Annotated in this window: 14 protein-coding genes and 2 pseudogenes; 7 read left to right on the forward strand and 9 right to left on the reverse strand. The window is 44.8% G+C overall.

What is annotated here, in order from left to right; genetic code table 11:
- Positions 1-124 precede the first annotated feature (124 nt).
- Complete coding sequence (nagA, locus tag HMPREF9007_RS14265) at positions 125-1291, forward strand: N-acetylglucosamine-6-phosphate deacetylase (RefSeq protein ID WP_008761353.1); 1167 nt, start codon at positions 125-127, stop codon at positions 1289-1291.
- Between the two features lie 18 nt (positions 1292-1309).
- Positions 1310-2482 (forward strand): N-acetylglucosamine-6-phosphate deacetylase, encoded by a 1173-nt coding sequence (nagA, locus tag HMPREF9007_RS14260; RefSeq protein WP_008761354.1) that lies wholly within the window; start codon positions 1310-1312, stop codon positions 2480-2482.
- 217 nt (positions 2483-2699) lie between these two features.
- Here the strand turns inward: nagA (HMPREF9007_RS14260) and HMPREF9007_RS14255 are convergent, their stop codons facing one another.
- Positions 2700-3059, reverse strand: a complete 360-nt coding sequence (locus tag HMPREF9007_RS14255; protein ID WP_008761355.1) for a thioredoxin domain-containing protein — start codon at positions 3057-3059, stop codon at positions 2700-2702.
- A gap of 233 nt (positions 3060-3292) precedes the next feature.
- Here HMPREF9007_RS14255 and HMPREF9007_RS14250 point away from each other — a divergent pair, with 233 nt between their 5' ends.
- From HMPREF9007_RS14250 to HMPREF9007_RS14240, 3 genes and pseudogenes are all read left to right on the forward strand, one after another.
- Positions 3293-4555, forward strand: coding sequence for a TolC family protein (locus tag HMPREF9007_RS14250; protein ID WP_008761356.1), 1263 nt, complete (start codon positions 3293-3295; stop codon positions 4553-4555).
- 55 nt (positions 4556-4610) lie between these two features.
- Complete coding sequence (locus HMPREF9007_RS14245; protein ID WP_032850354.1) at positions 4611-5705, forward strand: efflux RND transporter periplasmic adaptor subunit; 1095 nt, start codon at positions 4611-4613, stop codon at positions 5703-5705.
- A gap of 15 nt (positions 5706-5720) precedes the next feature.
- Positions 5721-8845, forward strand: a pseudogene (locus HMPREF9007_RS14240) (CusA/CzcA family heavy metal efflux RND transporter).
- A 97-nt stretch (positions 8846-8942) separates the two neighbouring features.
- On the opposite strand, the gene HMPREF9007_RS14235 reads toward HMPREF9007_RS14240, so the two are convergent.
- Both HMPREF9007_RS14235 and HMPREF9007_RS14230 read right to left on the reverse strand, forming a co-directional pair.
- Positions 8943-10274 (reverse strand): HAMP domain-containing sensor histidine kinase, encoded by a 1332-nt coding sequence (locus tag HMPREF9007_RS14235; protein ID WP_008761358.1) that lies wholly within the window; start codon positions 10272-10274, stop codon positions 8943-8945.
- Between the two features lie 23 nt (positions 10275-10297).
- Positions 10298-10972 carry a response regulator transcription factor gene (locus tag HMPREF9007_RS14230; protein WP_008761359.1) on the reverse strand — a complete coding sequence of 225 codons (675 nt, stop codon included), beginning with the start codon at positions 10970-10972 and terminating at the stop codon, positions 10298-10300.
- A 119-nt stretch (positions 10973-11091) separates the two neighbouring features.
- On the opposite strand from HMPREF9007_RS14230, the gene HMPREF9007_RS14225 reads away from it, so the two are divergent.
- Entirely contained in the window at positions 11092-13107 is a 2016-nt protein-coding gene (locus tag HMPREF9007_RS14225) for a glycoside hydrolase family 97 protein (RefSeq protein ID WP_008761360.1), read from the forward strand.
- Between the two features lie 194 nt (positions 13108-13301).
- On the opposite strand, the pseudogene HMPREF9007_RS14220 reads toward HMPREF9007_RS14225, so the two are convergent.
- A pseudogene (locus HMPREF9007_RS14220) lies at positions 13302-14969 on the reverse strand (long-chain fatty acid--CoA ligase).
- A gap of 318 nt (positions 14970-15287) precedes the next feature.
- Positions 15288-16760 carry a potassium/proton antiporter gene (locus tag HMPREF9007_RS14215; RefSeq protein WP_008761361.1) on the reverse strand — a complete coding sequence of 491 codons (1473 nt, stop codon included), beginning with the start codon at positions 16758-16760 and terminating at the stop codon, positions 15288-15290.
- A gap of 168 nt (positions 16761-16928) precedes the next feature.
- Here HMPREF9007_RS14215 and HMPREF9007_RS14210 point away from each other — a divergent pair, with 168 nt between their 5' ends.
- Positions 16929-18113, forward strand: coding sequence for a uracil-xanthine permease family protein (locus HMPREF9007_RS14210; protein ID WP_008761362.1), 1185 nt, complete (start codon positions 16929-16931; stop codon positions 18111-18113).
- 148 nt (positions 18114-18261) lie between these two features.
- On the opposite strand, the gene hcp is transcribed toward HMPREF9007_RS14210, so the two are convergent.
- The 4 genes from hcp to HMPREF9007_RS14190 all read right to left on the reverse strand — a co-directional run bounded on the left by hcp (position 18262) and on the right by HMPREF9007_RS14190 (position 23427).
- The gene (gene hcp / locus HMPREF9007_RS14205; RefSeq protein WP_008761363.1) at positions 18262-19893 is read right to left on the reverse strand and encodes a hydroxylamine reductase; all 1632 of its coding nucleotides are present in this window, start codon (positions 19891-19893) and stop codon (positions 18262-18264) included.
- A 197-nt stretch (positions 19894-20090) separates the two neighbouring features.
- Entirely contained in the window at positions 20091-20759 is a 669-nt protein-coding gene (locus HMPREF9007_RS14200) for a Crp/Fnr family transcriptional regulator (protein WP_008761364.1), read from the reverse strand.
- 11 nt (positions 20760-20770) lie between these two features.
- A complete protein-coding gene (locus HMPREF9007_RS14195) occupies positions 20771-22087 on the reverse strand; it encodes an ATP-binding protein (RefSeq protein WP_008761365.1) in 1317 nt (438 codons plus the stop codon).
- A complete protein-coding gene (locus HMPREF9007_RS14190) occupies positions 22084-23427 on the reverse strand; it encodes a sigma-54 dependent transcriptional regulator (protein WP_008761366.1) in 1344 nt (447 codons plus the stop codon). The genes HMPREF9007_RS14195 and HMPREF9007_RS14190 overlap by 4 nt, the downstream gene beginning before the upstream one ends.
- Positions 23428-23481 lie beyond the last annotated feature (54 nt).

Here is a 23481-nt window from a genome sequence, read left to right on the forward strand (position 1 = left end):
AAAGTAGTGAGGTTGTCAGTCGATAAGATTGGCGACCTCTTTTTGTAATTACGAAAGTCGATGATTCCCCAAAAAGAGTGTCATCGACTCACACAGACCTATAATTAATTTAAGAACTTGTGATATGTTAACACAAATCATTAATGCGCGCATCCTCACCCCTCAGGGCTGGTTGAAGGATGGGTCCGTACTTATTCGTGATCATAAAATTCTGGAAGTGACTAACTGCGACCTGGCGGTTATCGGAGCAAAACTGATTGATGCCAAGGGCATGTATATCGTTCCGGGAGGAGTAGAAATTCATGTTCATGGCGGTGGTGGAAGAGACTTTATGGAGGGGACGGAAGACGCCTTCCGGACAGCGATTAAAGCTCACATGCAACACGGAACTACCAGTATTTTCCCCACACTTTCTTCTTCTACTATTCCTATGATCCGTGCAGCCGCAGAAACAACTGAAAAGATGATGGCAGAGCCGGACAGTCCCGTACTCGGCCTGCATCTGGAAGGACATTACTTCAATATGGAGATGGCAGGCGGACAGATTCCGGAGAATATCAAAAATCCTGATCCGGAAGAGTATATCCCTTTGCTGGAAGAAACCCATTGCATCAAACGTTGGGATGCGGCACCGGAACTTCCGGGGGCTATGCAGTTCGGAAAGTATATCACCGCAAAAGGCGTATTGGCATCTGTAGGACATACACAGGCTGAATTTGAAGATATCCAGACTGCGTATGAGGTAGGATATACGCATGCTACCCATTTCTACAATGCTATGCCCGGATTTCACAAACGGAAGGAATATAAGTATGAAGGTACGGTAGAAAGTATTTATTTGATTGATGATATGACAGTGGAAGTCGTGGCCGATGGCATTCATGTGCCTCCTACCATTCTTCGTCTGGTCTATAAGATAAAAGGAGTGGAGCGTACGTGCCTGATCACTGATGCGCTGGCTTGTGCGGCAAGTGACAGTAAGACTGCTTTTGATCCGCGTGTCATTATCGAAGACGGTGTGTGCAAACTGGCAGACCGCTCTGCATTGGCAGGAAGTGTGGCGACGATGGACCGTCTGATCCGTACGATGGTGCAGAATGCTGAAATTCCTTTGGCGGATGCTGTGAGGATGGCTTCCGAGACTCCGGCCCGTATCATGGGAGTGCTCGACCGCAAAGGTACGTTGGAACGTGGCAAGGATGCGGATATTATTGCTTTGGATAGAGATCTGAATGTAAGAGCGGTCTGGGCGATGGGACAATTGGTAGAAGGTACAAACAAGCTGTTTTAACGACTAAAAAAGAAAACGATGTTAACTCAAATAATCAACGGTAGAATACTTACTCCGCAAGGCTGGCTGAAAGACGGCTCTGTATTGATTTGTGATGGAAAAATATTAGAGGTAACCAACAGTGATCTGGCAGTTATCGGTGCAACAGTGATTGATGCGAGAGGAATGACAATCGTACCGGGATTTGTCAGTATGCATGCGCATGGTGGCGGCGGCCATGATTTTACCGAAGCAACGGAGGAGGCTTTCCGTATCGCAGCAACTGCTCATTTGAAGCATGGAGCTACCGGTATATTTCCTACTTTGTCATCTACTTCGTTTGAGAGGATATATCAGGCGGTCGATGTTTGTGAGAAGCTGATGAAGGAACCGGAGTCTCCGATTCTCGGTCTGCATATCGAAGGGCCTTATCTGAATCCGAAGATGGCAGGAAGCCAGTATGACGGTTTTCTGAAAACTCCCGATGCTAATGAATATATGCCGCTGTTGGAGCATACTTCTTGCATCAAGCGCTGGGATATCAGTCCCGAATTGCATGGAGCGCATGATTTTGCAAAATACACTCGTTCCAAGGGGATCATGACTGCCGTTACTCATACGGAAGCTGAATATGATGAGATTAAGGAGGCGTATGCGGTAGGATTCTCACATGCTGCTCATTTCTATAATGCGATGCCCGGTTTTCACAAACGTCGCGAATATAAATATGAAGGTACGGTAGAGAGTGTATATCTGACAGATGGAATGACGGTAGAAGTTATTGCAGATGGTATCCACTTACCTGCTACTATTCTGAAACTGGTTTATAAACTGAAAGGAGTAGAGAATACCTGTCTGGTGACTGATGCGTTGGCTTATGCTGCCAATGAAGGGAACGAGCCGATTGATCCGCGTTATATTATTGAGGACGGAGTATGTAAGATGGCGGATCATTCTGCATTAGCCGGTAGTTTGGCGACTATGGATGTGTTGGTTCGTACGATGGTGAAGAAAGCAAGTATTCCTTTGGAAGATGCCGTGCGTATGGCTTCCGAAACTCCTGCCCGTCTGATTGGTGTGAGCGATCGGAAAGGGGCATTGTCTAAAGGTAAAGATGCTGATATTGTGATACTTGATAAGGGATTAAATGTACGGTGTGTCTGGTCGATGGGAAAAGTTGTTCCGGGGACGGATAGGTTGCTGCATAAATGATAAGTGCTATCTGTTTAATGACATTTTAATTATAGGACATCGCATGGAATTGAAATATCATACCCTCTAGCTGTTCCATGGCTCGATTTTGTATTAATTGTACCTGATGTCCTATTTTAAAATAGAAAGTCCGAACCTTTAAATGGCAAAAAGCAATTGGGATTCGGACTTTTTCAGTAAGAAAAGTAGTTATGTGAGTGCTCTATATTCTATTTTATCATGAAAATAGAGTCGTTTCTATAAGTTCTTTCAATTGAACTTTGTTCATTGTACCGAGTTTCATTATCGGTTTGCCATTCACTGGACAAAGCAAAAGGTTGGGAATTGTCCGAATCTTGAATGCACTTTCCAGTTCCTCTTCCTGATCGACGTCTACTTTATAAATGTCCAGTCTCCCTTTATATTCTTCTGCTAATTGGTCCAATATGGGTGATAATGCCTTGCAATAACCACACCATGGAGCATGAAAATCGACTAAACAAGGTTTATCCCCTTTATATTCCCAATTATCCGGATAAGATTGATAATCAGCAACTTTCTCAACAAAACTTTCTTTGGTTAAATCTATAATTTTCATATTTCCTGTTTTTAATGATTCATTATTTATTTCTACTTTGCAAAGATAGGGGTATGGTAGAGAAAGAGGGATGGCCATTCTTCCTGTTGTGTTTACAATTTTTCCTTTCCTTAGATATTTTCTAATCAAATTCTAATCTGAAATGAGAGCCTTATAATCGCTTTTATCCAGCCTCTACCGTTGCAGAGTTGTACTTTTGTCGGAAAACAAATTAAGGTAACAAAAAGATTGCGATGAACAGAGCATTTTTATTTTTACTATTTCTTCTATTGGCAGGAAAGATGTGTGCGCAACAGGTTGCAGGCACATTGACACTGAAAGAAGCAGAGCAGCGTTTTTTAGAGCGCAATTTATCGTTGATAGCCGAGCGGTACAATATCGACATGGCACAGGCGCAGGTATTACAAGCCAAATTGTTTGAAAATCCGGTCATTTCGCTGGAACAGAATGTCTACAACCGATTGAACGGGAAGTATTTTGATTTTGGAAAAGAAGGGGAAGCTGTTGTTGAAATAGAACAGGTGATCCATCTTGCTGGTCAGCGGAATAAGCAAGTCCGGCTGGAAAAAATCAATAAGGAAATAGCTGAATACCAGTTTGAAGAAGTAATGCGGACGCTCCGTCAGGAATTGAATGAAAAGTTTGTAGAAGTCTACTTTCTTTCTAAGTCCATTGCCATCTATGAAAAGGAAGTAAATTCCCTGCAAGTACTTTTGGGCGGAATGAAAATTCAGCAGGAAAAGGGAAACATCTCTTTAATGGAAATTTCCCGTTTGGAATCCATGCTCTTCTCCTTGAAGAAAGAGAAGAACGAACGGGAGAGTGATTTACTGACTACCAGGGGAGAACTGAATTTATTACTGAACCTTCCGGAAGATACACAAGTTCAACTCTCATTAGACGAAGAAGTACTGCAACAACTGGACCTGTCGCAATTATCATTTGCAGACCTGAAAGCAATCATCAATGAACGGCCCGACCAAAAGACTGCCCGAAGCACAGTGAATGCCTCCCGTGCAAATCTGAAACTACAGAAGTCAATGGCCTTTCCCGAGTTCTCTGTGAAAGGGAATTATGACCGTGTAGGAAACTTTATCAATGACTATTTCGCGATAGGAGTAAGCCTGTCCGTACCTATCTTCAACCGTAATCAGGGAAATATCAAAGCAGCCCGCTTCAGTATCCAACAAGCGGGAGTGCAGCAGGAATATGCCGCTAATCGTGCCGATATGGAACTTTTCACCGCTTATACGTCTCTGGAGAAAGCAACTCAACTCTATCAATCCACTAATATGGACCTGGAACGTAACTTCGAGAAATTGATCACAGGAGTCAATGAGAATTTCACCAGAAAGAATATCAGCCTGCTGGAATTTATCGACTATTATGACAGCTATAAAGAAACCTGTATCCAACTATACGAGATAAAGAAAAACGTATTTCTCGCTATGGAAAACCTGAATACAGTTGTCGGACAAAATGTATTGAACTACTAATAAACCGACCAATATGAAACGATTAAAGATCACAATCCATAAATTATCAAAGACTATGAACTGGAATAAATTTCTTCCTTGTATATTGTTTGGCAGCCTTTTGGGAGCATGCTCCGGAAAAGGAGAACAACCCAAAGTAGAACCGACTACACTATGCCTGACGGACAGCCTGCTGAGAATTGTATCCGTCGATACCGTGCACGTCTGTGAAGTGGTAGATGAACTGACATTGAATGGACGGGTCACTTTCAATCAGGATCAGGTGGCAAATGTGTATCCGATGTTCGGAGGAACCGTGACGGAACTGCGTGCCGAAATAGGAGACCTTGTTCGCAAAGGAGAAGTGCTGGCAGTGATCCGTAGCGGGGAAGTGGCAGATTATGAGAAACAATTGAAAGAAGCTGAACAACAACTCTTGCTGGCCCGGCGGAACATGGATGCCACACAGGATATGTACACTTCCGGCATGGCATCGGATAAAGATGTACTTCAGGCCAAGCAGGAACTGGCAACTGCGGAAGCGGAAGAAAGACGAATCAAAGAAATATTCTCCATTTATCACTTCTCCGGAAATGCTTTTTATCAGCTCAAATCTCCCGTATCAGGCTTTATTGTGGAAAAGCAGATCAGCAGGGATATGCAGCTGCGCCCCGATCAGGGAGATGCGCTGTTTACGATTTCCGGTCTGTCCGATGTATGGGTGATGGCGGATGTGTATGAAAGTGATATTAGTAAGGTTTCCGAGGGAGCTGATGTCCGTATCTCGACTTTGGCATATCCGGAAAGGACATTTACAGGTACGATCGACAAGGTCTATCACCTGTTGGACAGTGAAAGTAAGACAATGAACGTACGCATCAAACTGAAAAACGAGGATTACTTGCTGAAGCCGGGTATGTTTACAAACGTGAGCGTGAAGTGTAAAGCGGAAGATACTTCCATGCCTCGTATCGACTCCCATGCGCTGGTGTTCGAGGGAGGAAAGAATTATGTGGTCACAGTAGAGCCTGACCAGCGTCTGAAGATAAAGGAAGTAGACGTTTACAAACAGTTGAGCAAGGAATGTTATGTCCGTTCCGGTCTTTCCGAAGGAGACAGGGTACTGAATAATAATGTATTGTTAGTGTATAATGCTTTGAATGCGGATTAAAAATCAGAGAATAGTATGCATAAATTCATAGATAATATAGTAGCCTTCTCGCTGAAGAATAAGTTCTTTATATTCTTCTGTACGGTGATTGCCGTTATAGCCGGAGCCGTCTCATTCAAACATACGCCGATAGATGCCTTTCCGGATGTAACGAATACAAAAGTGACGATCATCACGCAATGGGCGGGCCGTAGTGCGGAAGAGGTGGAGAAATTTATCACGATTCCCATTGAGATAGCCATGAATCCCGTACAGAAAAAACGGATATTCGTTCGACCACTCTTTTCGGACTTTCTGTGATCAATGTAATGTTTGAAGATCGTGTTGATGACTTTACAGCCCGTCAGCAAGTCTACAATTTGCTGAATGATGCCGATCTGCCCGAAGGCGTGACTCCCGAAGTACAGCCTTTGTACGGACCTACCGGAGAAATCTATCGCTACACCCTGCGCAGTGACAGACGTAGTGTACGCGATTTGAAAACGATTCAGGACTGGGTGATCGAACGAAATCTCCGTTCGGTATCAGGTGTAGCTGATATCGTCAGTTTCGGTGGCGAGGTGAAGACATTCGAAGTGAGCGTGAATCCTCATCAGTTGATTAATTACGGAATTACCTCTCTCGAACTTTATGACGCGATAGCCAAGAGTAATATCAATGTAGGAGGAGATGTCATCACGAAAAGTTCTCAGGCATACGTAGTCCGGGGAATCGGTTTGATAAACGACCTGGATGAATTGCGAAACATCGTAGTGAAGAACATCAACGGGACGCCGATTCTCGTAAAGAACCTGGCAGATGTTCACGAATCCTGCCTGCCCCGCCTCGGACAAGTGGGACGGATGGATGAGAACGATGTCGTTCAGGGAATTGTAGTGATGCGTAAAGGGGAGAATCCCGGTGAAGTCATTGCAAATCTGAAAGATAAGATAGAAGAATTGAATCAGAATGTACTTCCTGAAGATGTACGGATAATACCGTTCTACGACCGTGAGGACTTGGTGAACCTGGCGGTAAAAACGGTGACCCATAATCTGATTGAAGGAATATTGTTGGTTACGTTTATTGTGTTAATCTTCATGGCAGATTGGCGGACAACCGTGATTGTTGCGGTGATTATTCCATTAGCTTTGTTATTCGCATTTATTTGTTTACGCGTGATGGGGATGTCTGCCAATCTGCTTTCTATGGGGGCCATTGACTTTGGTATTATTATCGATGGGGCAGTGGTGATGGTGGAAGGTGTGTTTGTCGCTTTGGACAAGAAGGCGAAAGAGGTGGGAATGCCCGCATTCAATGTGATGTCCAAGATGGGACTGATCCGTCATACCGCCAAGGATAAGGCAAAAGCGGTATTTTTCTCCAAACTGATCATCATTACTGCCTTAATTCCTATTTTCTCTTTTCAGAAAGTGGAAGGAAAAATGTTCTCACCTTTGGCATATACATTGGGTTTTGCTTTGCTGGGTGCGCTTATTTTCACATTAACGCTGGTTCCCGTCATGTCGTCCATGTTGCTGAAAAAGAATGTACGCGAAAAGAACAATCGCTTTGTCCATTTCATCAATCAAAAGTGTACGGCTCTTTTTGATACTTTCTATGCCCATCGTAAACTGACTATCGGATTGGCAACTGTGGTTGCAGGAGTCGGTTTATGGCTTTTCTCCTTCCTTGGGACGGAGTTTCTTCCTCAACTCAACGAAGGTTCGATCTACATCCGTGCTACGCTGCCGCAAAGTATATCGCTGGATGAATCCGTAACGCTGGCAAATAAGATGAGAAAGAAACTATTGACCTTCCCCGAAGTGAGGCAGGTATTGTCTCAAACCGGACGTCCCAACGACGGAACGGATGCAACCGGATTTTATAATATTGAGTTTCATGTAGATATTTATCCGGAGAAAGACTGGGAAAGCAAGCTGACCAAACTGCAGCTTATCGACAAGATGCAGGAAGATTTATCCGTTTATCCCGGCATTGACTTTAACTTTTCGCAGCCGATTACGGATAATGTGGAAGAAGCGGCCTCCGGTGTAAAAGGCTCTATTGCGGTGAAAGTGTTCGGTAAAGACTTGTACGAATCGGAAAAACTGGCCGTTCAGATTGATAAGATATTAAATACCGTGCAGGGAATTGAGGACTTGGGAGTGATTCGCAATATCGGCCAGCCGGAACTTCGTATCGAACTGAATGAGCGTCAGTTGGCACGTTATGGAGTGGCTAAGGAGGATGTTCAGTCTATCATTGAAATGGCTATTGGCGGGAAGTCAGCTTCGCTGTTGTATGAGGACGAACGGAAATTTAATATCATGGTGAGGTATAGTGAAGAGTTCCGTCAGAATGAAGAGGAGATAGGTAAGATACTGGTTCCGGCGATGGACGGAACGATGGTACCTATTAAGGAACTGGCAGATATCACCACAATCACAGGACCATTATTGATCTTCCGTGACAACCATGCCCGTTTCTGTGCTGTCAAGTTCTCGGTGAGAGGACGGGATATGGGTACGGCAGTTGCCGAAGCGCAGAAAAAGGTAAATGCTTCCGTCCATTTACCGGCAGGATATTTTTTGAAATGGACGGGTGATTTTGAGAATCAGCAGCGTGCTTCGAAACGTCTGGCACAGGTAGTACCTATCAGCATTGCCATTATTTTCATTATTCTGTTTATTCTCTTCTCCAATGCAAGAGATGCAGGACTGGTATTGCTGAATGTACCGTTTGCTGCCGTGGGAGGTATCGCAGCCCTTCTGATAACGGGCTTCAATTTCTCTATATCGGCGGGTATCGGTTTTATCGCTTTGTTCGGTATCTGCATACAGAATGGCGTTATTATGATTTCCGATATCAAGGCAAATCTAAAACTGGGTTCGCCCTTACAGGAGGCCACTAAAGAAGGAGTCCGTTCACGTATCCGCCCTGTGATAATGACAGCGGCTATGGCAGCTATCGGTCTGTTGCCTGCGGCTATGAGTCATGGTATCGGTTCGGAATCACAGCGTCCGTTGGCGATTGTCATTATCGGCGGATTGATAGGAGCGACTTTCTTCGCCCTGTTCATCTTCCCGCTGATTGTGGAAGTAGTGTATGAACGAATGCTATATGATAAAAACGGAAAATTATTGCAAAGACGTATCTAATTCATTTTCTATTCTTTCTATGAAAGAAACGGCATAGATTAAATTTTAATTTCGTTTTCAGTAGGTAGAAGTGAGGAAGGGACAAAAGTCGGTTGAATCAGAAGATCACCCGTACTTTTGTTCCTTTTTCTATTTCCGAAGATATTTCCAGTCTGGCGTTGTAGGCAGATACTATTTTCAGCGTCAGGCTGAGGCCGATGCCCTGACCTGCATAGTCATGTGTGTTGCTGCCCCGATAGAAAGACTGGAATATATGTTCTATTTCTTCCGGAGGAATGCCGATGCCCTGATCTTTTATTTCAAGAACGAGGTGTTGATCTTTTTGGCTGAGCGTAATGTCTACTTCCTTTTCAGAATATTTGCAGGCATTATCGATGATATTCTTTAAAGCTATTTTGAGCAGATAAGGATTGGCCTTTACAGTGGCAGACTTACCTGTTTCTTCATGATGGAACCGGATTCGTTCGTTCGTTTTTATTAAGTCATTCAGCATATTCGGCAGAGACACTGCTTCCATATTGCTTTTTAAGAGCTCTTCATCCTGACGTGAAAGGAAGAGAAGATGGCGGATCAGATTGGAGATTCGCTTGCTTTCGGATGAGATTCGTTGCAGGGCTTCGATATATTCTCCGGTACTTCTTTCTTTCAGCAGACTGATTTCGCATTCTCCCTGTATGGCGGTTATGGGGTTGTTCAGTTCATGCGAAGCATGGCTGACAAAGGACTTTTCAGCTTTGAAAGCACTGTCCAGACGGTCGAGCATGCTATTCAGTGTTTTGATCATGTCTTCCAGTTCATCGTTGTTTCCGGTCGTCTTTAACCGGCGGTTCAGACTGTTGGCTCGTATCCTCTTCAGCTCCTTCAGTATATGCTGCAGGGGGATAAGAATACGGCCGGAATAGATTTTCCCGACTAAATAAATCAGGATGGAACTGAATAAAACCAGAAAGATGGAGAGAAGCAAGAGGTGTTCTTTGATTTCTGCACCGTACACATTCCGGGACATGACGAGGACGATGAAATTTCCTTCATTATCGGGATAATAAAGGGCGGCTCCCAACTGGTCTTTGTATTTAAAAGAAAAAGGGATGCTGTCTTCACCGGCTATCAGAAGTGCCTGCTGATGCTGGGTCAGATATTTGTTCAGTGTGTCACGGACTTCGGAGAGACTGTCCATATTTAAAAGAATCTCATGAGCTTCGGGCAGGAGTTCGTCATATTTGCGCTGGATAATCTGGTAACTCTGTTCGTCTATTTCGTCTTTCTCCCAGTGCTTTTGTGCGGTCAGATATGCTTTTTCACGAAGGTAGGAGGCATAGAGTTTATTGATAAACTGTGTGCTGAAAAGATAGAATACGGCAATAATGATGATAGTTGTCAGTACACTGAGCAACGTATAGAAGAGAGCTATTTTAGAACCTATTTTCATACACGGATTTATTTGATGGATGTTCAGGCATTCATGATATATCCTAATCCTACTACTGTATGAATCAGTTTCTTGTCGAAGTCACGGTCTATCTTTACCCGCAGATAATTGACGTATACGTCTACGATGTTGGTATTCGTATCAAAGTTCTTGTCCCATACGTCTTTGAGCAGCGTAATGCGCGATAAGGCTACCCCTTGGTGAGTCATGAAATATTCGAGCAGACGGTATTCTTTTACGGTGAGATCGATATCCGCATCACCTCTTTTCGCCCGTCTGGTGTTACAGTCCAATACCAGATTGTCGCAAGTCAGTTGATTGGTTACAGTCTCCTTGTTTCGTCGCAGCAGCGCCTTGATACGTGCTTCCAGTTCCTGAAAACTGAAAGGCTTGACAAGATAATCGTCTGCTCCTGCATCCAGTCCTTTTACAATGTCTTCCGTAGTGCCTAAAGCCGTCAGCATAATGACCGGTGCCTGGTAACCGAACATCTGCCGATAGAGATGGCAAAGTTCGAGCCCGTTTATTTTCGGCATGATAATATCCAGGATTACAAGGTCGAAAGGTTCTTCCTGAAGAATTCTCCAACCCGTATTTCCGTCATGACAGACTGTTACCGAATGTCCGAACTCTTTCAGTCCCCGTTCGATAAAGGAGGCGATATTGACTTCATCTTCTGCTAATAGTATTTTTGCCATAAATCTACATTGTTTAGATGCAAAGATACTTTTTCTTTGCATCTGAAGAAAGAAAAACGGCATACATTTAAGTGTTTCTCCTTTCTGAACTGTATTATATATAAACAGACGATTATACTATGAAAGTAAAACATTTAGTTGGAGCTTTTCTGTGTGTGCTGGGATGCTATGCCTGTAGTAGCCCGAAAACAGAGGTCCAGTCACCGGACGGACATATCAAGATGACATTGACGGTAGACGAAAACGGCAAACCGTTTTATAATGTGTCGGTGGATGACTTCCTCTTGATAGAAAATTCAGCCATGGGCTTTACGGCGGCTAACGGCATCATTCTGGCAGAAGGTTTTCAGGTGAAGAACACGACTTTCAGCAGTGAAGACGAAACTTGGACACAGCCGTGGGGAGAAAACAAAAAGAACCGGAATCATTATAACGAAATGGCAGTCAGCCTGACAAATGAAGATCAGGTACAACTGACACTCCGTTTCCGTGTATTTGATGATGGAATCGGTTTCCGCTATGAATACACGGTGCCGACTGTAGATTCTTTATTGATTACCGACGAACTGACTACTTTCCGTTTCCATCGTGACGGAACTTCGTGGTCGATTCCCGCCAGTGCCGAAACATATGAACTACTCTATCAACAACAACCGATTTCCGAAGTGGAAACGGCTAATACACCTTTCACATTCAAGACTGCGGATGGAGTTTACGGAAGTATCCACGAAGCCGCTTTGTATGATTTTCCGGAAATGACTCTGAAGCAAATCGGCCATTATACATTGAAAGCGGAACTTGCCCCGTGGCCTGACGGCATTAAGGCGCGTAAGGGAAATCACTTCACGACCTCATGGCGCACCATACAGATCGCACCGGAAGCTGTCGGTTTGATCAACTCTTCACTCATTCTGAATCTGAATGATCCTTGCGTACTGGAAACTACGGACTGGATTCGTCCGCTGAAATATGTAGGAGTGTGGTGGGGGATGCACCTCGGCGTAGAGACCTGGAAGATGGACGAACGTCACGGAGCTACTACTGCCAATGCAAAGAAATACATAGATTTTGCCGCGGCCAATCATATCGAAGCTGTCCTGTTCGAAGGTTGGAACGAAGGTTGGGAGAGTTGGGGCGGTATGCAGAGCTTTGATTTCACCAAGCCATACGCGGATTTCGATATTGATGAAATCGTACGTTATGCCAAAGAGAAAGGCGTTGAAATCATGGGACATCATGAGACCGGAGGGAATATTCCTAACTATGAACGTCAGATGGATCATGCCATGCAATGGTATACCGATCATAGTATCCACCTCCTGAAGACGGGATATGCAGGCGCATTTCCGGATGGATATCTGCATCATAGCCAATACGGTGTCAATCACTATCAACGGGTAGTGGAAACTGCCGCCCGTCATCAAATGACTCTGGATGCACACGAACCGATCAAAGATACCGGTATCCGTCGTACATGGCCGAATATGATGACACGCGAGGGGGCAAGAGGCATGGAATGGAATGCGTGGAGTGAAGGCAATCCTCCTTCTCATCACGTGATGTTACCGTTCACCCGCCTGCTGTCCGGTCCGATGGATTATACGCCGGGAACTTTTGATATTCTGTTCTTGAAAACGAAGGATTCTCCGCGCCGACAGAAGTGGAACGATCAGGATAAAGGCAATAGCCGTGTGAATACGACGCTGGCTAAACAACTGGCTAATTGGGTAATCCTGTATTCTCCTTTGCAGATGGCTTCGGATATGATCGAGCATTATGAAGGACATCCGGCATTCCAGTTCTTCCGTGATTTTGATCCGGATTGTGATGAATCGAAAGCACTGGCAGGTGAACCGGGAGAGTTCATTGCAGTGGTACGTAAAGCAAAAGGCAATTATTTCCTGGGAGCAGCTACCAATGAAAGTCCCCGTACTTTAGAAGTAAAACTGGACTTCCTGGAACCGGACAAGCAGTATAAAGCTGTCATCTATGCGGATGGCGAAAAGGCGGACTGGAAAACGAATCCTACCGATTATAAGATTACGGAACAGATTGTAACATCGGAAAATACGTTAAGTATACGGATGGCTCCCGGAGGCGGGCAGGCTGTTTCGTTTATAAAAAGTAATAGGTAGTAAGTAATAGGTAATAGGTAATAGGTAATAAGTAATAGGTGAGGGTAATAAGTGAGGTTGTTAAAGTAGAGAGATTGTCGGAGGATAACAAGATAAAATTAAGTTGGTTAGGTTAGACTGAAAAAACGGTGGACAGAGTTTTGATACCTGTTCACCGTTTTTGTTTTTATTGAGTATGGTTTTGAAAGGATGTGTTATCCTTTTGCTTCCTGATACATAAAGCGTTTGATTGATTTCTTCGCAGTCTTTTCAAATTCCTCGAAATGGATTTTGACTTTGCTTATCTGAGAATAATTGGGAAGCTGCTGATTTAGTTCAACACGATTGGCTTCCATAACTTTTATGATATCAGCCTGTTGCAAGCCATGGGCAAAAGCATCGTCAAAGTCCGGATAAATCAGTGCGACCAACTTGTCGTGCTGCAAAACGATCAGTGACTCGGCAACATAAGGCATATTATTCAGTTTGCTTTCTATCTCTTCCGGATAGATATTCTGTCCGCTGGAAGTCAGAAGCAGATTCTTGCTACGACCGCGAACTGTCACATATCCTTCGTCGTCGATTGTTCCTAAATCACCCGTGTGAAGCCATCCGTTGGCATCAATAATTTGTGCCGTCGCTTCCGGATTTTTTATAATATCCCAGCATCATATTCATTCCCCTGCATACGATTTCTCCGGCATGTGTTTTAGGGTCGGGCGAGTCGATGCGGACTTCCACTTCGGGTGGTTGCCTTGCCGCAGGAAGCCAGTTTCAGTGTTTCCCAACGGCTGGAGCAAATAATCGGGCCACATTCGGTCATACCGTAAGCGATGGTGTAGGGAAAAGCCTATCTTTTTGAGGAACGCTTCTACTTCGGCATTGAAAGGAGCACCACCGATAATGATTTCATCGAAGTTCCCACCGAAGATTTCCATAGCAGCCTGCCGCGCCAACGATTTGATTTTATCGTTTACAATGGGCACTTTAAGCAATAGTTTACCGATTTTGCTGTCCACTCTCGGAAGAATATCTTTTTTGATAATTTTCTCTACGATCAAAGGTACACAGGAGATCACTCTTGGCTTTATTTCTGCAAAAGACTGCGCAATAATCTTCGGAGACGGCATACGTGTCAGGAAGTAAATGTGCGCTCCGGCAGAGAAACCATATAAGAAATCGTATACCATGCCGAATACATGACCCATCGGAAGCATGGAAACGATGTGATCGCCCGCTTTCACGGGAAGCATCTCGAAACAGTATGCCACGTTCGACCAAATACTGCGGTAGGGGAGCATGACTCCTTTGGAATATCCGGTAGTGCCGGAGGTATAATTGATGATAGCCAGTTCTTCCGGACGGTCCTTCCGGTAACAGATATGTTCGGGGCGGAAATTCTTCGGATAACGCTGACCGTAAATAGCGTTCCGGTGTTCGAAGGCGTAAGTCAGTTTCTCGTTGCGCGATACTAATGCAGTGAAATCGGTGAGTGAAGCGATACCTTCCAGTAGCGGCATTGCGTCTTCATTCAGATTTTCCCATGCCTGATCGCCGACAAAGAGTAATTTGGCTTCGGAGTGATTGACGATATTATGAATATTATCCGCTTTGAACTCATGCAGAATAGGAACGATGACGGCTCCGTAAGTGATAGTGGCTAAGAAGGTGACTCCCCAATGGGCACTGTTCCGGCCGCAGACTGCTATTTTATCTCCTGGCTGGATACCGGCACTTTCCAATACAATGTGAAACTTGGCTATCTTGCGCGCTACATCCTTATATTGAAGCGTGATTCCTTTGTAGTCTGTCAATGCATCTTTATCCCAGTTTTTAATGATGCTCTGTTCAATATAATCAATGAACTGATGTTCTTGTTCCATTCGATTTTTGCACATTTGATTTAAAATTGCGCAAAAATAACATTTCATTAACGGAAACCGAAGTTTACAATTAAGTTTTACGGTTAATTAACGGGGGAGGAAAAGCTGACTAAAAAGTCGGTAGTATCTTAACTCTCCTCCTTCGGGAAGGAGGAGTCCCCGTAGGGGGAGGTGGTAGGTGAACACATAACTCTGTTGTTTACAATAGAATAGGAATAAACCTTATTTTACCTACCACCCCGGCTTTCAGCCACCTCTCCTTTCCGAAAGGAGGGGAATTGGAGATACTATTGACTTTTTAGTCAGTCCCTATAAACATCAGGATTCGCTGTTGGCTTCCTCGTCCTCTTTGGGCTTTTCGGAGATGAGCAGCAATTTATCGTTCACATGCAGTTTCAGCGTTCCGTTCGGTATCAGGAACTCATCCCCACGTTTCACAATCATTACCAGCGTGCCTTTGGGGAGATTCATATCTTTCAGCGTATCTGCCTCTTCCAGCATTTCCTGTGTGATAGTCATATCTTTGAGGTCTGTATCAATCTCTTCCGGAAGTTCCACTCCGAAATCATTCCCCGTCTTTTCCAGCGGTTTGGACAGATGTAACAGGCGGGCAACGAAAGAAACCGTTGTTCCCTGCACTACCAGTGAAACGATTGTGATGAAGAATACGACATTAAAGATAATATTCGATCCTTCGACTCCTGCAACCACCGGATAAGTGGCGAAGATAATGGGAACTGCTCCACGCAATCCTACCCAGGAGACGAACAGCCGCGATTTCATTGTAATCTTCCGGAACGGAAGCAAACAGAGGAACACACTTAACGGGCGACCGATCACAATCATGAAGACACCGATCAATAGTGCTACTGCTGCAACTTCCAGCATTTCATGAGGATTAACGAGAAGTCCGAGGCAGAGGAACATGATGATCTGGAACAACCAGGTAAGTCCGTCCATGAACGTATAAATGTCTTTGCGGTGCATGATCTTGTTGTTTCCTACCATAATACCTGCGATATATACGGCAAGGTAACCATTTCCTTTCAGTAAATCAGTGATAGAGAAGGTGAAGAAAACAAACGCCAGCAACAAGATAGGATACAACGCCTGATTGTCGATGTTGAGCTTGTTCAGCATACGGATAGCCAGTTTTCCGAGCACGTATCCGGCAGCTGCGCCGACTATAAACTGAATAATGAAAGAAGCGGCGATAGCCCCGACTCCCATACCTGCCGATTGGATAAACTGTATCAGGACAATGGTGAGCATGTATGCCATCGGGTCGTTACTTCCACTTTCCAGCTCCAGCATGGGGCGGAGGTTGTGTTTCAGATTCATCTTCTGCGAACGCAGGATGGCGAACACCGAAGCCGAGTCCGTAGAGGACATGGTAGATGCCAGTAGCAATGACGTGGTGATAGGCAGATAGATATTCGTCCAGCTCATTCCGGACAGCCACCAGATAAATAATCCGGTGAAAAGAGCGGTTAGTAGAACTCCGACGGTAGAAAGCACGATACCTGGACCTAAAATGGGTTTGATTTCTCTGAATTTCGTATCCATACCTCCCGAAAACAGGATGATGCTTAAAGCAACCATACCGATGAATTGCGCATCTTTTGCGTCATGAAACTGGAGTCCGAGTCCGTCACTTCCGAACAACATTCCTACTACGAGGAACAGTAATAAGGTGGGCACTCCGAAGCGATATCCTGTTTTTCCGACAACGATGCTTACGAAAAGTAAGATAGAACCAATTAGTAGGGTGTTTTCTGCTGTAAATATCATAGGCAATATATTATTAAGTTATTAAATGTGTCGTAATAGGTCTCACCGTGCGAAGTTACACATTATTTAAAACAAATAAAGAGTCTTTTTGGATGTATTTTTGTGAAAAAAGGTAGTTAAATTGTCTAAAAAGATTAATTTTGCACTCAATTAATCTACATCATACTTATGGATTCAAACAATCTTACTCCTTTACGGAAAGGAGTGGTAGGAGTACAATTCTTGTTTGTAGCTTTCGGAGCTACGGTGCTCGTGCCGCTTTTAGTGGGGCTTGACCCTTCCACCGCCTTGTTCACAGCCGGCATTGGTACACTCATTTTTCATGCGGTTACCCGAGGGAAAGTGCCTATCTTTTTAGGAAGTAGTTTTGCGTTTATTGCCCCGATAATAAAAGCGACAGAACTTTACGGATTGCCGGGTACTTTATCCGGAATGGTGGGTGTCGCATTGGTTTATTTTGTAATGAGCGCGTTGGTCAAATGGCAAGGGGTGAGGGTGATTGAACGTCTGTTTCCTCCGGTGGTTATTGGGCCGGTTATTATTCTGATCGGTTTGTCACTCGCGGGGACAGGAGTAAATATGGCGAAGGAGAACTGGGTGCTGGCCTTGTTGTCGCTGGTTACGGCAGTCGTTGTCTCGATGAAAGCGAAAGGACTTTTGAAGTTGATTCCTATCTTTTGCGGTATCATTGTCGGTTATCTGGCGGCATGGCTTTTCTATGATCTGGATTTGTCCGGTGTTAGGGATGCGGCATGGATCGGGCTGCCGCAGTTCGTGTTTCCCAAGTTCTCATGGGAGCCGATACTGTTTATGATTCCGGTAGCTATTGCTCCGGTGATAGAGCATATCGGAGATGTATACGTAGTCAATACAGTTACAGGAAAAGATTTCGTGAAAGATCCCGGTCTGCATCGTACGTTGTTGGGCGATGGGCTGGCTTGCTGCTTTGCCGGATTGGTCGGCGGTCCTCCGGTGACGACTTATTCGGAGGTGACGGGTGCGATGTCATTAACGAAAATCACCAATCCGCAAGTCATCCGGATTGCTGCCATATCCGCTATTTTATTCTCCGTTGTCGGTAAAATCAGTGCGTTGCTGAAATCCATTCCAAGTGCGGTATTGGGGGGAATTATGCTTTTGCTGTTCGGAACCATCGCTTGTGCCGGAATAGGTAATCTGGTGAATAACTGTATTGATCTGAGCCGTACAAGAAACATCATCATTGTCTCTCTGACATTGACTGTCGGCATTGGCGGAGCTGTTCTCACGTGGGGAGACTTTTCATTATCCGGCATCGGACTGGCCGCTTTGGTCGGAGTACTTCTTAATTTGATATTACCGAAGGACGATTGACTCTGTTCTTGAAATGGTCAGGACTGTGTCAAGGTTAATAGTAACTAAACTAGGACCGACTTTTAATCAGCCCCAGTTTAGTTACTATTGACACCCCTCCTTTTTTATATTTAATAGTTAAGGCTTAGCATGTATATACGTCTTGTGTTTATGACAAGAACTTCATAATATCTTCGTCTGCGGTACTGATGCCACCGATTCCGAATTGTTCGATCAATACGTTTTTTACGTTTGGTGAAAGGAAGGCCGGAAGAGTAGGTCCCAGATGAATATTCTTCACTCCCAGTGCCAGCAATGCCAGCAATACGATCACCGCTTTCTGTTCGTACCATGCGATGTTATATACGATAGGAAGTTTGTTGACGTCGTCCAATCCGAATACTTCTTTCAGTTTCAGTGCGATGACAGCCAGTGAGTAACTGTCGTTACATTGCCCTGCATCCAATACGCGGGGAATGCCGTTAATGTCCCCTAAAGCCAGTTTGTTGTATCTGTATTTAGCGCAACCGGCAGTCAGTATGACTGTATCTTTCGGAAGTTTCTCGGCAAATTCGGTATAATATTCACGACTTTTCATACGTCCGTCACATCCTGCCATAACGAAGAACTTACGGATCGCTCCGCTTTTCACGGCTTCTACTACCTTATCCGCCAAAGCCACTACCTGTGCATGGGCAAAACCTCCGATCAACGTTCCGCTTTCGATGGCCGTCGGCGGTTGACATTGCTTGGCATGTGCAATCAGTGCGGAGAAATCTTTCGGTTTTCCGTCTTTGCGTTCGGGGATGTAGTGTGCTCCCTCCAGTCCGCAGGCTCCGGTGATGTAGATACGGTCTTTGTAAGAAGCGTTGGCACGCGGAGGAACGATGCAGTTACTGGTAAACAGGATCGGTCCGTTGAAACTTTCAAACTCTTCTTTCTGTTTCCACCAGGCATTTCCGTAGTTTCCTGCCAGATGCTTGTATTTTTTCAGTTGGGGGTAATAATGTGCGGGGAGCATTTCACTGTGAGTGTAAATGTCTATACCTGTTCCTTCGGTCTGTTCCAGCAATTCTTCGAGGTCTTTCAGATCATGGCCGCTGATAAGGATACCGGGATTATTGCGGACACCTAGATTCACTTCCGATATTTCCGGATTTCCGTAGCTGTTTGTATTGGCGGCATCCAGTTGTGCCATGGCGGAAACTCCGTGCTTGCCTGTTGCCAAAGTAAGCTGAACCAATTCTTCCATCGTAATATCATTGCGGGTGAGCTCGGCCAGTGCACTTTGCATAAAGGCGAAGATTTCCGGCGACTGGTATCCAAGGTTATGCGCATGCTCAACGTAAGCCGCCATACCTTTCAGTCCGTAGTGTACCAGTTCTTTCAGCGAACGGATATCTTCGTCGGGTGTGCGAAGTACTCCTACTGTCCTGGCTTTCTCTTCAAACTCATCTTCATTCCCATCCCAAAGACATTCGTCGGGAGCATTTGCAATGGTTACTTTGCTGGCGAGTTCGTTTTTCAGTTGTAGTCCTTCTTTTATTTTTCTGATGATGGCCGCTTTGTCAAAATTGGCGTTAGTGATGGTGATGAACAGGGCATCGTAGATAAATTTGTCTGCTTCTTCAGAAGGATGTCCTTCCCGGCGCAGATGTTCGTTGTACACGGCGATTCCTCGTACTACAAAGAGCAGCAGGTCTTGCAGGTTAGCCACTTCGGATGTTTTTCCGCATACTCCTTTTAAGGTACAGCCTGTACCCATTGCGGTCTCTTGACATTGATAACAGAACATACTCATAACTTTTACGTTTTAATTAGTCTTATTGATTATGAACGCAAAAGTAGGGGGAAAGTTTGAGGTAAGTTTGTAACCAATGTTACATTGGGCGAAAAAAAAATGGATGCTATGAGCTAAATTAAATTAGCTATAATCATATTCCGATTAGCTATAATGAAAAAAAGATTAGCTATAATGAAACCGGAGTGAACTCTTGGTCATTGAATCAGCCGGATCAGCCATTCTTTCTGTAAGATAGTAATCTGTTTCCGGTCGGCTATGATCATACCGTCTTCCTGCATGTGCGACAGTTCACGTGCCAGAGAAGGACGGGAGACACCGAAGTAATCGCTCAGTTCCTGTTGCGAGCGGTCGAGGGTGATCTGTAGCTGTTGCTGCTGTTTGTATAACCGTAGCAGATAAGATGCTATCTTTTGCCGGATAGTCTTGAAGGACATAAAGAAAAGCTTATCCGATAGGGTACGGGCATAATTGGCGGATAGATTCATATAATTCTCCAAAAACTGCTCGTTCCTACGAAAAAGCTCCAGTACGCTGGCTTTGGGGATTTCGATTACTTCCGTCGGTTCGTTGGCGGTCACTTCTACCGGAAAGCGATTCTCTTCTCCGAATAGGAAAAGAGGGGCAAGGGCCCTTGGTGCGGCAATGTCTTCTACTTTGATGAGTCTTCCGGAATAGTCAATCATTTCACCACGGACACTTCCTTTGGTCAGTATCACGAGACGGTTGCACACATCTCCCTGTCGTGCCAGTATTTCTCCTTTTCTATAAGAACGGGTGTGGAAACTGATCTCTTCCAGATTGGCGGATAACTTCTCCGGAGTAATCCCCTGGAATAATGGGTTATTGGTGAGTGCAGGTGTCATAGGCTGGTCTGTTATTTGAATTTTAATATGAATTTCGTTTCCTTGTTGTCCGGTAACAGCGTGAGGCTTCCACCCGAAAGCCGCATGATCTGACGCGAAATACTTAGTCCGATTCCGCTGCCTCCTTCTTTGGTAGTGAAGAAAGGGATAAAAATGTGCTCCACTATTTCCGGTGGAATGACGGGACCGTTATTCTTAATCTCAATCAGCACTTCTTCCGTTTCGTTGCAATAAACCTGAATGTCGATTTGTCCGTCCGGCTGATCACCGATTGCCTGAATCGCATTTTTCAGAAGATTAATGACTACTTGCGAAATCAGATTTTCATCTGCATGCAGGATCAGGTCGGCAGGATCGATCTTTGTATGGAACGTGATGTGGTCACAAGGATTCTGATGGCGGGCAAGTTCCACCATTCGTTCGATGAATGCTTTCAAGTAAAACAATGAAGGTTCCGGAGTCGGTATCCGTGTGAATTTGCGGTAGGATTCTACGAAAGCAAGCAGCCCTTTTCCCGTGGCACTGATGGTTTGCAGTCCGTGGCTGATCTCTTCGTCTTTGTCCTCCACCATCGAGAGAAGCGTATCGCTGAGCGAAGTGATGGGAGTCACGGAGTTCATGATCTCATGAGTCAGTACTCGGGTCAGGCGAATCCATGAGTCTATCTCCTTTTCGTCCAGCTCAATATTAATATCATTCAGTGCAAGGATGCGCAGATGTTCTTTGTGTACATTGATTTCTGACACGCGAATAGACAGATTGACCGTTCCCCGTTCATTGTGAAACACCACTTGCAGCTTATCTCCGGAACAACAACTTTCTATCTTCTCCATCAGTGTAGCATCTACTTTACTCAACTGGCGGACATGGGTAAATACATTCAGTCCCAAAAGCCGGAGTGCTTCTTTATTTTTTTGATAGACCGCTCCGTTATCATTGAGCACCAGCAGTCCCGTGCTGACAAAGTCAAGAATCAGTTCGTAGTACTTTTCCTGTTGGGCAGTCTCCGCTTTTACATTATATAAAATGTGGCCCACCCGATTGAGTGCCCGATTGATCTGTTTACTCTCGGGAGTACCGGACTCTTCGGGGAAACGGAAGGCACTGTCATTATTCTCCAACGCATCGATCATGAAGAGCACCTGCTTGATGTGCAGGCGATAAAGCCGGACTTGCCAGATGATACTTAAGATCAGCAGACAGGCACTGACGCTGAACCAGACATAAGACTGATGCACGCCCAAACAGATAGTCGCCAGACAGCAAATGACCGTCAGTGATACCCTGAACCAATATTGGTTGGCTACTTGTTGTAGAATCCGGTTCATAATCCGAATTTTTTCATCTTGTTATAGAGAGTCTGTCGGGTAATTCCCAGTTGCGCAGCTACTGCCGAAAGATTTCCTGCACAAGCATCCAGCGCTTTCCGTATCATTTGTACTTCCATCTCTTCCAAGGTGGAAATATTCTTCTCGGAAGTTTCTGTCTTTCGGGAGGATAACTGGAACAATTCCGCAGGGATTTGCAACCCGTCGTTAATGATGACCACCTTTTCGATTGCGTGCTCCAATTCGCGGATATTGCCGTACCAGGGATGCGCGGTAAGCTTTTCCTTCGCTGCCGGACTGAATTTCATCAGTTCCTTATCATATTGCTTGCAGAAGCGGATGATAAATCTTTCGGCAAGAGGGACAATATCTTCTTTCCGTTCCCTCAAAGGAGGGATTTCTATATGAATGGTGTTGATACGGTAGAGTAAGTCTTCCCGAAACTCTTCCCGGTCTACCATTTCCTGCAAATTCCGGTTGGTGGCGCATATCAGACGGATGTCAATAGGAATCGGAGTGTTACTTCCCACTCGCACGATACTTCTTCGTTGGATAGCCGTCAATAGTTTGGCTTGCAGGTGATAGGGGAGGTTTCCTATTTCATCCAGAAACAATGTGCTGTGATCGGCAGCCTCAAACTTTCCTGTCCGGTCGGTATGCGCATCGGTAAAAGAGCCTTTCACATGCCCGAAGAGTTCGCTTTCAAATAAAGATTCGGTGATTGCTCCCATGTCCACAGCAATCATTTCCTGTTGCCTGCGGTTGGAAAGAGTGTGAATTTCACGGGCAAGCATTTCTTTTCCTGTTCCGTTTTCACCGGTAATCAGGATATTGGCGTCTGTGGAGGCTACCTTTTCGATCAGTGTTCGGAGTTGTTGCATGGACTTGCTTTCTCCCCAATAGAGTGCCGGAGTGTTGACCGGTTCCTTTTTGTTTCCTGTCTTACGTCCTTGCTGTGCGGATGAGGCGGCAGCCTGTAGTGTTTCTACCAGTTTCTGATTATTCCAGGGCTTGACGATAAAGTCCGAAGCACCTTCTTTGATTCCCCGGATAGCGAGATCAATATCCGCATAAGCAGTAAAAAGTACGACAGGAAGCTCCCGTCGTACTTTCTTTATTTCGTGCAGCCAGAACAATCCTTCATTGCCGGTATTGATGCCCGAAGTGAAATTCATATCTAATAGTACCACTTCCGGTGTTTCCTCTCGTATCGCAGTGGTCAGTGTGACCGGTGACGACAGTGTGACGACTTTCGAAAAGTAGTTTTTTAAAAGGATTTGTACCGCTGTCAGCACCCCTTTATTATCGTCTACAATGATGATGGTTCCTGATTTACTCATGTCCGAATTGGTTTGTACGCTACAAACTTACGAAAAAGTAATTCATAATTCAAA

Origin of the sequence: Bacteroides sp. 1_1_14, from assembly GCF_000162515.1 — a bacterium.
Taxonomy (GTDB): domain Bacteria; phylum Bacteroidota; class Bacteroidia; order Bacteroidales; family Bacteroidaceae; genus Bacteroides; species Bacteroides thetaiotaomicron.

Coding starts and splice junctions, on each gene's coding strand:
- HMPREF9007_RS14250 (WP_008761356.1), top strand. CDS start 3,293: ATGAACAGAGCATTTTTATTTTTACTATTTCTTCTATTGGCAGGAAAG.
- HMPREF9007_RS14255 (WP_008761355.1), bottom strand. CDS start 3,059: ATGAAAATTATAGATTTAACCAAAGAAAGTTTTGTTGAGAAAGTTGCT.
- HMPREF9007_RS14230 (WP_008761359.1), bottom strand. CDS start 10,972: ATGGCAAAAATACTATTAGCAGAAGATGAAGTCAATATCGCCTCCTTT.
- hcp (WP_008761363.1), bottom strand. CDS start 19,893: ATGAGTATGTTCTGTTATCAATGTCAAGAGACCGCAATGGGTACAGGC.
- HMPREF9007_RS14245 (WP_032850354.1), top strand. CDS start 4,611: ATGAACTGGAATAAATTTCTTCCTTGTATATTGTTTGGCAGCCTTTTG.
- HMPREF9007_RS14190 (WP_008761366.1), bottom strand. CDS start 23,427: ATGAGTAAATCAGGAACCATCATCATTGTAGACGATAATAAAGGGGTG.
- HMPREF9007_RS14225 (WP_008761360.1), top strand. CDS start 11,092: ATGAAAGTAAAACATTTAGTTGGAGCTTTTCTGTGTGTGCTGGGATGC.
- HMPREF9007_RS14195 (WP_008761365.1), bottom strand. CDS start 22,087: ATGAACCGGATTCTACAACAAGTAGCCAACCAATATTGGTTCAGGGTA.
- nagA (WP_008761354.1), top strand. CDS start 1,310: ATGTTAACTCAAATAATCAACGGTAGAATACTTACTCCGCAAGGCTGG.
- HMPREF9007_RS14200 (WP_008761364.1), bottom strand. CDS start 20,759: ATGACACCTGCACTCACCAATAACCCATTATTCCAGGGGATTACTCCG.
- HMPREF9007_RS14210 (WP_008761362.1), top strand. CDS start 16,929: ATGGATTCAAACAATCTTACTCCTTTACGGAAAGGAGTGGTAGGAGTA.
- HMPREF9007_RS14215 (WP_008761361.1), bottom strand. CDS start 16,760: ATGATATTTACAGCAGAAAACACCCTACTAATTGGTTCTATCTTACTT.
- HMPREF9007_RS14235 (WP_008761358.1), bottom strand. CDS start 10,274: ATGAAAATAGGTTCTAAAATAGCTCTCTTCTATACGTTGCTCAGTGTA.
- nagA (WP_008761353.1), top strand. CDS start 125: ATGTTAACACAAATCATTAATGCGCGCATCCTCACCCCTCAGGGCTGG.